Origin of the sequence: Qipengyuania sp. JC766 (genome assembly GCF_040717445.1) — a bacterium.
Lineage (GTDB): Bacteria > Pseudomonadota > Alphaproteobacteria > Sphingomonadales > Sphingomonadaceae > JC766.
The window spans coordinates 2236534-2248443 of the sequence record NZ_JBFEFL010000001.1 but is presented as its reverse complement, the minus strand read 5'-3'; the positions used below and the strand labels follow the sequence as shown (position 1 = coordinate 2248443).

The 11910-nt window shown below is 64.8% G+C and carries 7 protein-coding genes; 4 read left to right on the top strand and 3 right to left on the bottom strand.

Annotation, left to right across the window (positions count from 1 at the left end; genetic code table 11):
- Nucleotides 1-5: 5 nt before the first annotated feature.
- Nucleotides 6-1559, bottom strand: coding sequence for a tryptophan halogenase family protein (locus tag AB1K63_RS10860; RefSeq protein WP_366960163.1), 1554 nt, complete (start codon nucleotides 1557-1559; stop codon nucleotides 6-8).
- A gap of 17 nt (nucleotides 1560-1576) precedes the next feature.
- Nucleotides 1577-3001 carry a sugar porter family MFS transporter gene (locus AB1K63_RS10855; protein ID WP_366960162.1) on the bottom strand — a complete coding sequence of 475 codons (1425 nt, stop codon included), beginning with the start codon at nucleotides 2999-3001 and terminating at the stop codon, nucleotides 1577-1579.
- Nucleotides 3002-3154: 153 nt separating this feature from the next.
- On the opposite strand from AB1K63_RS10855, the gene AB1K63_RS10850 reads away from it, so the two are divergent.
- The gene (locus AB1K63_RS10850; protein ID WP_366960160.1) at nucleotides 3155-4720 is read left to right on the top strand and encodes an aldehyde dehydrogenase (NADP(+)); all 1566 of its coding nucleotides are present in this window, start codon (nucleotides 3155-3157) and stop codon (nucleotides 4718-4720) included.
- A 33-nt stretch (nucleotides 4721-4753) separates the two neighbouring features.
- On the opposite strand, the gene AB1K63_RS10845 is transcribed toward AB1K63_RS10850, so the two are convergent.
- Nucleotides 4754-5989 carry an MFS transporter gene (locus AB1K63_RS10845; RefSeq protein ID WP_366960159.1) on the bottom strand — a complete coding sequence of 412 codons (1236 nt, stop codon included), beginning with the start codon at nucleotides 5987-5989 and terminating at the stop codon, nucleotides 4754-4756.
- A 328-nt stretch (nucleotides 5990-6317) separates the two neighbouring features.
- Between AB1K63_RS10845 and AB1K63_RS10840 the strand changes: the two genes are divergently transcribed.
- Genes AB1K63_RS10840 through AB1K63_RS10830 form a run of 3 tightly spaced genes read left to right on the top strand, consistent with a single transcriptional unit; the run spans nucleotide 6318 to nucleotide 11910 of the window.
- Nucleotides 6318-8693, top strand: a complete 2376-nt coding sequence (locus AB1K63_RS10840; RefSeq protein WP_366960158.1) for a TonB-dependent receptor — start codon at nucleotides 6318-6320, stop codon at nucleotides 8691-8693.
- A 2-nt stretch (nucleotides 8694-8695) separates the two neighbouring features.
- Nucleotides 8696-10351: a carboxylesterase family protein gene (locus AB1K63_RS10835; protein ID WP_366960157.1), complete on the top strand. Its 1656-nt coding sequence runs from the start codon at nucleotides 8696-8698 to the stop codon at nucleotides 10349-10351.
- Nucleotides 10348-11910, top strand: coding sequence for a long-chain-fatty-acid--CoA ligase (locus tag AB1K63_RS10830; RefSeq protein ID WP_366960156.1), 1563 nt, complete (start codon nucleotides 10348-10350; stop codon nucleotides 11908-11910). Before AB1K63_RS10835 ends, AB1K63_RS10830 begins: the two co-directional genes overlap by 4 nt.

Genomic DNA, 11910 nt, shown 5'->3' with positions numbered 1-11910 from the left:
CGAGCTCACGCCGCGTCGGCCAGTCGCGCACTCTCGCGCTGCAGGAACTCGCGGTGCGCCGGCATGGCCGAGACTTCGAAGGCGATCTCCTGCCGGAGCCGGTCGGCGGCCGCCTTCAGCCGTGCTGGATCTACCATGCCCGCGCGCGGGTCGTGCCGTTCGGGCAGCCAGCCCTGGCCGATGTAGACTGCGATCCAGCTCGCATCGTAGAACAGGCCGTCGGAATATTTCTCGATCCGGCCCGCCTCGCGCCAGAGGGCCATTTTACCGGCCAGGCTGTCGGGCACCTCCATGGTGCGGACGTGGTTCCAGAACTCGGAATCGTCGCGCGTCGTCGCGTGGTAATGGAGGATCAGGAAATCGCGGACCCTGTCGTATTCCATGTCCACGAGCCGGTTGAACTCGTCGCGGTCGGCCGGATCCACCCGCCCGTCTTCCGGGAACAGTTCGATGAGGTAGGTGATGGCCATCTGTGCCAGGTAAATCGAGGTGGATTCGAGCGGCTCGAGGAAGCCGCTCGCCAGGCCTACGCCGATGACGTTGTGGCTCCAGGACCGTTTGCGGCGGCCGGGCCTGAATTTCAGGATCCGCGGATCGGCCAGCGGCTCGCCGTCCGCCGCCGCGCGAATCGTCTCGCATGCCGCGTCCTCGTCGATGAAGGCGCTCGAGAAGACGTAGCCATTGCCCATCCTGTGCTGCAGCGGGATCTGCCAGCGCCATCCGGCGGGCATGGCGGTGGCGGTCGTGTAGGGCCGCAGTTCGTCCGTCGCGTGGGTGCACGGCATCGCCGCCGCGCGGTCGCAGGGGAGCCAGTGGGTCCAGTCCTCCCATTCCTCGCCCAGTTCCTGTCCCAGCAGGAGCGAGCGAAAGCCGGAGCAGTCGACGAACAGGTCGCCCTCGATCCGGCGCCCGTCCGCAAGGACCAGCGCCGTGACATCGCCCCTATTGCCGTCCCTCTCCACCTCCGTGACACGGCCTTCGTGGCGCGTGACCCCGATGCCAGTCCCGAATTCGCGCATGAACGGGCCGAACAGCGTCGCATCGAACTGGTAGGCGTAGCCATAGGTGGAGGCGAGCGACATGTCCTGCGCGGGCGGCGAAAACCGGTTGGCAAGTGCGGCGGCCACGCACAACGAATAGTCGCCCAGCGGTTCGGCCATCCCGTGGCGCTGCAGTTCCAGCCAGTAATGGTGGAAGCCGACCGAATTCAGCTCTTCCCCGAACGAGCCGAAGGGGTGGATGTAACTTTCGCCGATGCGGCCGAAATCGCGGAAATCGATGCCCAGCTTGTAAGTCGCGTGGGTCGCTTTCATGAAGGCGGCTTCGTCGATCCCCAGCCGCTCCACGAACCCGCGGATGTGGGGAAGCGTCGCTTCCCCCACCCCGACGATGCCGATGTCCTCGCTTTCGACCAGGTGGACATCGACCCGGTCCGCCAGCAATTTCGCGATCCCGGCGGCCGTCATCCAGCCGGCCGTTCCGCCTCCCAGCACCACGAGCTTGATCGGCTTGCGCTGTTCCATCGTACTGTCGACCTCGATCCCGGCCGCCGGAGCCAAGTGGCCCCGGCGCGCGATCAGCCCTGCATATCCTCCAGCTCGATGCCCTTCGTTTCCCGGACCATCAGCCAGACGAACACGACCGAGACCGCCGCGCTGATGGCGTAGAACCCGTAAGCGCCGGTCAGGCCGATCGTGCCGAGCATGATCGGAAAGGTCATCGTGATTCCGAAATTCGCCATCCACTGCGCGAAGCCGCTGACCGCTAGGCCCGATCCGCGGATCTGGTTGGGGAACATCTCGCCCAGCATTACCCACATCACCGGACCCCAGCTGAAGTTGAAAAAGGCGACATAAAGGTTGGCCGCGATCAGGGCAGTGAGGCCTGCATCGTCCGAAAGTTCGAGCGTCCCGTCGACCAGTTCGCCGCTCATGAAAGCGATTGCGACGACGGCGAGCGTGATCGCCATGCCGACCGATCCGATGAGTAGCAGCGGCTTGCGACCGATCCGGTCGATGAGGGCGATAGCCAGGAGGCACGCACCGATGGAAATCGCGCCGCTCAGAACGTTGATCTTGAGCGCGTCGCTCTCGCTGAAGCCGACTGCCTGCCACAGCACCGCGCCGTAGTAGAACACCACGTTGATGCCGACGAGCTGCTGGAAGACGGCGAGGCCGATGCCGGTCCACACGATCGGGCGGATCTTGCCGCTCGTGCGGTCGAGCAGGTCCGACAGACGAGGGCGATGGTCGTTCGCCAGCGAAGCCTCGATCTCCGTGACCTTTCGCGCGGCGAAACCGGCACCGAACAGGCGCGTGAGCACCGAGCGCGCATCGCCCGTCCGGACGCGAGAGACGAGGAAGCGAGGGCTTTCCGGGATGAAAACCAGCGCCACCAGGAAGATCGTCGCAGGCACGAGTTCCATCCAGAACATCCAGCGCCAGGCTTCGAACCCGAGCCAGAAGCTGTTGGTCGAGGAACCTGCATACTCGGCCAGCAGGTAGTTCGAAAGGAACGCTGCGGTGAGACCGATGATGATCATCACCTGCTGCACGCTGGACAGACGTCCGCGCAGATGGGCAGGGGTGACCTCGCTGATGTAGGCAGGGGCGAGGACGCTCGCCGCGCCCACCGCGAAACCGCCGATGATGCGGTAGATGACGAACTCTACCGAAGAGCCCGCGATCCCCGATCCGTAAGCGCTGACGATGAAGAATATCGCGGCCAGCAACAGGGCCTTCTTGCGTCCGATGACGTCGGCCAGCCGCCCGGCAAGGAACGCGCCGACCGCGCAGCCCAGCAGCATCGAGGCCACGTTGAAGCCGGTCCCGACATCGTCGGAATCGAATGCGATCCGGAGGCCGTCGACCGTCCCGTTGATGACGCCGCTGTCGAAACCGAAAAGAAAACCGCCCAGCGTCGCCACGGCCACGATGGCCGTGATCAGGGCCATGTTCGCGCCTGCGTCGCTTGCACCACGCGTGGCTTCGTTCGTCTCCATCTACCCTCTCCCTCGTCCTTTGCGGACCATCCGGTTGCAACACCGGCTATTTATGTTAGCGCTACCTAGGACCGAATTGATTGCGAGCGCAAGCGCGTTTGCATTTTCGTTTCACGGACCGTCCGAAAGCAAGCATCCAGCAGGAGAATCCACGTGGCCATCACCGGAAAGAATTTCGTAGCGGGCGAATGGCGCGACGGCGACAGCCACTTCCAGGCGGTGGACGCGCAAAGCGGCAAACCCTTTGGTGAGAATTTTGCCAGCGCGAGCGCGAACGATGTTGCGGACGCCTGTGCTGCCGCTGCCGGGGCCCAGGCCGAATATGCCGGCCGACCGCTATCGGAACGCGCGGCCTTCCTGCGCCTCGCGGCCGACAAGATCGACGCGCTGGGGGATACGCTCACGCAGCGCGCCATGAAGGAAACCGGACTTCCGGAAGCGAGGCTGAACGGCGAGCGCGGGCGTACTGTCGGGCAATTGCGCCTCTTCGCGGACGAGATCGAGCACGGCGGCTGGCAGGGCCTGCGGATCGATCACGCCGATTCGGGGCGTACGCCGCCCAAGCCGGACTTGCGGATGCGGATGGTTCCGCTCGGCCCCGTGGCGGTCTTCGGGGCGTCGAACTTCCCGCTCGCCTTTTCCGTCGCCGGCGGGGACACGGCTTCGGCCTTCGCTGCGGGATGCTGCGTGGTGGTGAAGGGCCACCCCGCCCATCCGGGAACGAGCGAGCTCGTCGCAGGCGCGATTGCGGAAGCCGTAGAACAGGCTGCCTTGCCCGCCGGGACATTCTCCCTCTTGAACGGAACCGAAAACGCGCTCGGCGAAGCGCTGGTGAAGGACCCGCGCATCGCCGCGGTCGGATTTACCGGCTCGCGCGGCGGCGGCCTTGCCCTGATGCGCCATGCCGCGGATCGCGAAGTGCCGATCCCGGTCTATGCCGAAATGAGCAGCGTGAACCCGGTGACCCTGCTGCCGTCCCGGCTCTCCGAAGATCCGAAGGGCCTCGCCCGGGCCTATGTCGGATCGCTATCCATGGGGGCGGGACAGTTCTGCACCAATCCGGGCATCCTCCTCGCGGTGGAGTCCGATGCTCTCGATATATTCCTGGACGAAACGCGGACCGCGCTGGCCGAAATCGGCGGGCAGACCATGCTGACACCCTCGATCCATGACGCTTACGCCGAGGCTGCCGAACGGCTCGCAATGAGAAGCGGGGCGGAGCAAGTCGGGATCGGGCCCGAGGCAACGGGAACTTGCGGGCGGGCGCAGGTCTTCACCGTATCCGCCGAAGCCTTCCTCGCCGATCCGGGCTTTTCCGAAGAGGTCTTCGGGCCGTCCTCGATCGTCGTCCGGTGCAGCGACCTTGCGCAATTGCGCGGCGTGCTCGAGCAGATGGAAGGCCAGCTGACCGCGACCCTGCACATGGACGAGGCGGACCATGACGCGGCCCGCGACTTGCTGCCGGTGCTGGAAACCCTCGCCGGCCGTATTATCGCCAATGGCTGGCCCACCGGGGTCGACGTGACCCACGCCATGGTTCACGGCGGGCCTTTCCCGGCGACCTCGGACGGCCGCAGCACCTCGGTCGGCACGCTGGCCATCGACCGCTTCCTGCGCCCGGTGTCCTACCAGGACATGCCCGAGGCGCTGCTTCCGAAAAGCCTGCGCGACGAAGCCGGCAGTGAAATACGACGTGTTGACGGCAAGTTCCGCGACTGACGTTTGCGAACGGGCCGGCCGGTCACAAGGGGATCAGGCAGCGGTCCGGACTTCGCGACCCAGGCGCCGGGCAAGCGACAGGAAGATCAGGATCGCGATCACGAAGAAGGGCGTGAGCGTGAAGAGCGAAACTTGCAGCGAATTGGTCATGCCCTGCGCCGCGAAGTAATCGCTCGCGATACCGACATAGGTCGGGCCGAGACCCAGGCCGATGAAATTCATGACCAGGAGGAGAAGAGCGCCTGCCAGCACACGCTGGTTCGGGCGAACCTCGTCCTGCACCAGGGCGATCGAGGCCGAGAGGTAGAAGTAGTTGAGGAACATGACCGGCGTCAGCAGAAGCAGGGCCATTTCCCAGCCCGGCGCCCAGACGAAGCCGAGGTAGAAGGGCAGTGCCAGCGCCAGCGAGATTGCGGGTGCGAGCGCATAGGCCGTGCGGGACGATTGCGTGAACCGGTCGAGCAAACGGCCCGAAACCAGCATGCCCGACCCCATGCCGAGACCCACCACCAGCGCGTACCAGAGGGCAACTTCTTCCAGCGTCATGCCCTTTTCCCGCATGAGGAAGAGGACCGCGAAATTGCCCAGGCCGTAAGTGACGAACTGGGTCGCGCCGCTCCCCAGCGATGCGCGCACCAGCAGCGGATTGCGGAAGAAGTCCTTGACCGTTCCCAGGAACGGCGCCGGCGTGGACGCGGTCTCGTCACGAGTGATGTCGGTGCCGCCGCGCTCTGGATCGCGCATGACCAGCTTCAGGATGATGGCCGTCACGATCCCGACAATGCCGACCACGATGAACGCGTCGCGCCAGTCGAACGCAGCTGCGATCGACGCGCCGAACGCGATGCCGACCGCCGCACCGATGGGTGGTCCGAGGTTGAAGATGCCCAGCGCCGTCGCGCGGTATCCGGGCGAGAAGGTATCGGTGATCAGGGCATAGGACGGCGGCACCCCGCCCGCTTCGCCGAAGCCCACCGCCATGCGGGCGACGACCAGTTCGGGATAGGTGCGCGCCAGACCGCAGGCGACTGTCGCCGCGCTCCAGATACCGCAGGCCACCGCCAGGATCGTGACCCGGTTGGTCCGGTCGGCAAGCCAGCCGACGGGGATAGCGATGAAGGTATAGAACATCGCGAAATACAGGCCGCCGATAAGGCCCAGCTGCCCGTCCGTGATATCCAGCGTCTCCTGGATTGGAAGGGCGAGGATGGCGAGCAGCTGCCGGTCGAGGAAGTTCAGGACGTAGACGAAACTCAGGAGCGAGAGCATCGTCCAGTCCTTCCCGCTGGGCTTGCGAATGGCGCGTGGCGCCGTTGCGACCGACGCGTTCACGAGCCGCGTTCCGGACACTGTACGACTATCCCGCCCTTGGCGCTCATCCTGGCTCTCCCGGCCGCATCGTTGTACGGCTCTTTATTCACTAGTGAGTGAGTGAATACTCGTGGTCAGTCGGATCGTCAATGTCGATCTGCACCTCAAGCAGCCGTTGTTGATATTCACACGCTTGATAGTGAGTGTTGACATTATCGACAGTGTGAATGAAAAGGCCCCCGTCAAGCGACCGAGTCGAAAAGTCGCAGCACATGGGAGAGTCACGATGATGGCACGGTATCTGGCGTCCGCCTCGGCGGTCGCACTTCTGATCAATGCAGCACCGGGTGCCGCGCAGGATACGGACGGCGCGCAGCCGACCGGGCCCGATGTCGCCGGCGAGGAAGTGATCGAGGACATTTCGCCGACCGCGGAAGAAGCGCCCTCGGGCAACACGATCATCGTGACCGCGACGCGCCGCGAGGAACGGTTGCAGGACGTGCCGCTCGCGATCTCCGCTTTCGGGCAGGAGGAACTGACCAAGAAGGGTATCGTCGGTTTCGAGGGCATCGGCCGTGAAACGCCTGGCGTCGTCCTCAATCGCCCCACGCAGAACTTCAACAATTTCACCGCACGCGGCATCGCCACCAACGGTTACAACGCGAACCTTTCAAGCACCGTCTCCGTGTATATCGACGAACTCCCCGTTTCGACGATCGGCAATACCACGGTGGTCGATCCCAACCTGTTCGACGTCGAGCGGGTCGAATTCCTGCGCGGTCCGCAGGGAACGCTGTTCGGATCCGGGTCCCTGTCCGGCGCCATGCGGATCATCACCAAGAGCCCGGAGCTCGACTATTTCGATGCGGCTGCGCTCGTCGATTTCGGGCTGACCAACGGCGATTCCTTCCGCCAGCGGTACAACGCGATGGTGAACGTGCCGATCGTCAACGACAAGGTCGCCCTGCGCGCGGTCGGCTTCTATCGCGACGAGGAAGGCTATCTCGACAATCTCGGCACGGGCGTCGAGAATTCGAACACGCTGATCGACTACGGCGGCCGCCTGATCCTGCTCGTGCAGCCGACCGACCGGCTGTCGATCAAGCTGCTCGGCTCCTACGAGAACAGCGATCCCAAGGACAGCTCGCTGACCGATCCTTCGCTCGGCGAGGAAAAGCGCATTTCCGACGAACCTGATCGCTTCACAGGCGAGCAGATCATCGCCAACGCCACTGTCGAATACGATTTCGACTGGGCCAAGCTGACCAGCTCGTCCACTTATTCCGATTTCCGGCAGCGGTTCTACGTCGACCTTGCCGGCACCTTCGCCCCGGGCTCCTTCCCCGGCGCCCCGATCGCGTTCGGTCTGGACGCCGACGCCTATGACGACGTGTTCGTCCAGGAAACACGGCTCGCCTCCTCGCTCGGCGGGGCGTTCGAATTCGTGATTGGCGGGTTCTACCTGAACCGGCGCCGCGATGTCGATTTCCGCTACCGCTCGAATTTCGACTTCCTGGAACAGCGCGGCCTGACCGGCCTGCCGGACAAGTATTTCCAGGAACAGTACACCTACTCGATCAGCGAGGAGATCGCGGCATTCGGCGAACTCACCTACCGGTTCTCCGACCGGTTCTGGCTGACCGGCGGCCTTCGCTACGGCGAAATCTCCGCGCAGGGCTTCACCGAAGCGGGAGGGTTCCTCGCCACCGGCACCACGCCTTTCATCCCGGGCGCACAGACGAATTATTACACCGCCGCGCTGTTCGGCATCCCGCTGGATTTCGACACATTCACGCCATATCCGGCAGTCGAAGGGGTGAAGGCGACCGGGTCCAAGCCTTCCTACAAGCTGGCGGCCTCGTTCAAGCCGACCGACGACATCACCACCTATGCGACCTTTGCCACGGGCTTCCGCGCCCCGATCGTCAACGCTGCCGCCGGCAGGCCCAGCGTGGCACCGGGCGGGGAAAACGACATCATCATCCCGTTCGGAGCTACTTCGGACGACCTGAAGAGCTACGAAGTCGGCGCCAAGGCCAGCTGGCTGAACGGCCGGGTGACGGTGAATGTCGCGGCCTACTATATCGACTGGAGCAACATCCAGGTGCAGGCCAACCGGGTCAGCGACTCGGTGCAGTTCGCCACGAATATCGGCGCGGCGACCAGCAAGGGGTTCGAATTCGAACTCGGCATCATTCCGGCCACCGGATGGTTTATCGGGGCGAACGGCGCCTACAACGATGCGAAGATCACCGAACTGACCCCGGCGGAAGCCGCCATCTCGGGCGCCGAAATCGGCCACCGGCTGTCGGCCCCGCGCCTGCAGGGATCGACTTTCGCGAGCTATTCCTTCGATCTGTCGGACGACACGGAAGCGACCTTCGCTACCAATGCGCAGTATATCGGCAGCTACAACAGCAGCTTCCCCAACCAGCCGGGCAATCCCAATGTCCGCCTGTCCACCTTCGGGCAAACCGACGAGTATGTGAACGTCAACGCAAGCTTCGGGATCGAAAAGGGGAATATCGGCGCGCAGGTCTATGTCGAGAACCTCTTCGACGATCATTCGGTCACCTACATCCACCCCGAGGCGTTCCTGATCAGCCGCTTTGGTACGCTGCGTCCCCGGACTTTTGGCATCCGCCTGAGCTACGGAATCTGACCGTGGGGCGGTCGCTCCACCGGACGACGCCAACGCTGGCGCTGGCGGCTGCCTTTCTGGCGGCTTCGGCGCCCGCGCTGGCTTCCGAAGGCCCGCTGGTCGCGGCGCCAGCCGGGACCTTCGAGGGGACGCAGGACGATACCGTCAGCGTCTTTCGCGGCATTGCCTACGCAGAGGCCCCATCGGGCGAATTGCGCTGGCGACCGCCCGTGCGGAAGGCGGACGCGGCAGAGCCCGTCGATGCGACCCGTTTCGGCGACATCTGCCACCAGCCCGAACTGCCTGACGTCCCTGCGAACATTTACTACGAGGACCTGCCGCCTCGCAGCGAAGATTGCCTGTTGCTCAACATCTGGCGACCGGCGGGTGCGGAGAAGGTACCGGTCCTTGTCTGGATCCACGGCGGTTCCCTGCTGACCGGGGCCAGCCGCTTTTCGCTCTACGACGGCAAACGGATGGCAGAGCGCGGAGTGATGGTGGTCTCGATCAACTATCGCCTTGGCGCGCTGGGCTTCCTTGCCCATCCCGCCCTGTCCGCGGAATCGCCGGAAGGAATATCGGGCAACTACGGACTGCTCGACCAGATCGAGGCGCTGCGATGGGTGGAGCGCAACATCGCGGCCTTCGGCGGAGATCCGGACAATGTAACCGTGGCCGGGGAATCGGCCGGCGGCCTCAGCGTCATGCACCTGATGGCATCTCCCCTCGCGCATGGCCTGTTCGACAAGGCGATCATGCAGAGCGCCTACATGGTATCGGAACCCGCGCTGGCGGAGGATCGCAACGGTCATCCATCGGCCGAGAGCGAAGGTCTGAGGGTCGCGGCAGCGGCCGGGACGGATACGCTGGCGGACATGCGGTCGATGGATGCGCGCGAACTGACGGCCAAGGCAACCGCCGCCGGATTCCGGACCTATCCGACGGTCGACGGCAAGGTGGTACCGGCGCAGCTGGTCGAAGTGTTCGATCAGGGCGCGCAGGCACAGGTTCCGATCATCGCAGGCTTCAACAGCGGGGAGATCCGGTCGCTTCGCGTGCTGCTTCCCCCGGCACCGTCCGGGTCGAGGGAATACGAGGAGAAGATACGGGCCGCATACGGTGATGTGGCGGATGTCTTCCTGCGCATCTACCCGTCCGATGCGATCGACCAGAGCATGCTGGAGACGACGCGGGACGCGCTTTACGGCTGGACGAGCCAGCGGCTTGCGGAAAAGCAGCCGGCAGAGACCCAGGCGTATCTCTATGTCTTCGATCGTCCCTACCCCGCCGCCGACAAGGCCGGGCTCCACGCCTTCCACGGGTCGGAGTTGCCCTACATGTTCGGTACGATCGATCAGACGGCCCGCAACTGGCCCCGCATTCCGCGGACTCGCGAGGAGCGCGGCTTTTCCGACGCGATGGTCGATTACTGGACGTCCTTTGCGCGAACCGGAATACCGGAAGCGGCGGACGGCCCGGAATGGCCGGCCTATGAGCAAGGCCAGTCCTGGATGGTCTTCGGAGAGGACCGGAAGGTCGTCGAAGACGTGCTTAGCTACCGCTACGATCTGATCGAACACGTGGTCTGTCGGCGCCGTGCGGCCGGCAACCAGCAATGGAACTGGAACGTGGGTGTCGGCGCGCCGGTTCTCCCCCCGCTCGAAGGCGACTGCGGATGATGCACGGCGCGCTGCAGGATTTCGCGCTGACGCTGGACAAGTTCCTGGATCATGCGGCGAAATGGCATCCGGAGACCGAAGTGGTCACCGCGCGGGAGGACGGTTCGACCGCGCGCATCGGCTATGCCGGACTGAACCTGCGCGCCCGGCAGGTTTCCGGGGCTTTGCGCAGCCTTGGCGTGGCGCAAGGCGACCGGGTGGCGACGCTCGCCTGGAATACCCAGGAACACATGGAAGCCTGGTACGGCATCATGGCCATGGGCGCAGTGTGCCATACGCTCAATCCGCGCCTGACCGCTGAACAGCTGGCCTGGATGATCGACCGCTCCGGCGCGAAGCTGCTGCTGGCGAGCGCGGATCTGGCCGAGCTGGCGCACAGCGTTTCTGACCTCTCGGACGGCGGGTCGTGCCGCGTGATGATCCTGGGTCCGGAAGCAAAGGGTCCGGACGCCTTCGATGCCGTCGCGAATTTGGCGCCGCAGGATACCCCGTGGGGCGAATTCAACGAGACCAGTCCATGCGGCCTGTGCTTTACCTCCGGTACGACGGGCGCGCCCAAGGGCGTCACCTACACGCATCGCGGCAATTATCTCCATACGCTCAAGCTGATGCAGGCGGATGTCACGGCGATAACTGCGCGCGATGTCGTCATGCCGGTCGTGCCGATGTTCCACGCGAATGCCTGGGGCCTGCCCTTTGCCTGTCCGGCAGCGGGCGCAGGGCTGGTCCTGCCGGGCCGTCAGGCGGACGGCGAGAGCCTGGCGCGCCTCATCGCGCAAGAAGGCGTGACCATTGCGGTCGGCGTCCCGACCGTATGGCTCGGCCTGATGGACTATCTCGACGCGACGGGGACCACCTTGCCGAGCCTGAAGCGGATCATGGTCGGCGGGGCCCCCATGGCGCAGGCCCTGATGGACCGGATCGAAGCGCGCGGCATCGCGGTGCAGACGACGTGGGGCATGACAGAGCTTTCCCCGCTCGGCACGGCCACACCGCCCAACAGCGAGGTGCGCGATCCCCGTGCCGCTGGACGTCCGGCCGTCGGCGTCGACCTGCGCCTCACCGACGAGACCGGAACTCCGCTGCCCCGGCAGCGCGACGTCGAAGGCTACCTCTGGGTGCGCGGCCCCGCAGTGGTGGAACGGTATTTCGGGCAGGAAGAATCCGCTACCGTGGACGGCTGGTTCGACACCGGCGACCTTGCGCGGATCGATCACTACGGGACGGTCAGGATCACGGGCCGGTCCAAGGATCTGATCAAGTCGGGCGGAGAGTGGATCAATCCGGGCGAGATCGAGACGATCATCTCCGCCCTGCCGTGTGTGGCCCAGTCCGCCGTAATCGGCCGGTCCGATCCCAAATGGGGGGAACGCCCACTGCTCCTGGTCGAGTTCCGCGAGGGATTTTCGCCCAGCGACGAGGACCTGCTCGCCGAACTGAAGGGCAAGGTCGCGAACTGGTGGATCCCGCAGGAAGTCGTCCGATTGCGCGCGATGCCGCTCGCCCCTACCGGGAAGATCGACAAGTTGCGATTGCGCAACCAATATTGCAGGGCATGA

Coding starts and splice junctions, on each gene's coding strand:
- AB1K63_RS10830 (WP_366960156.1), top strand. CDS start 10,348: ATGATGCACGGCGCGCTGCAGGATTTCGCGCTGACGCTGGACAAGTTC.
- AB1K63_RS10855 (WP_366960162.1), bottom strand. CDS start 3,001: ATGGAGACGAACGAAGCCACGCGTGGTGCAAGCGACGCAGGCGCGAAC.
- AB1K63_RS10840 (WP_366960158.1), top strand. CDS start 6,318: ATGATGGCACGGTATCTGGCGTCCGCCTCGGCGGTCGCACTTCTGATC.
- AB1K63_RS10845 (WP_366960159.1), bottom strand. CDS start 5,989: ATGCTCTCGCTCCTGAGTTTCGTCTACGTCCTGAACTTCCTCGACCGG.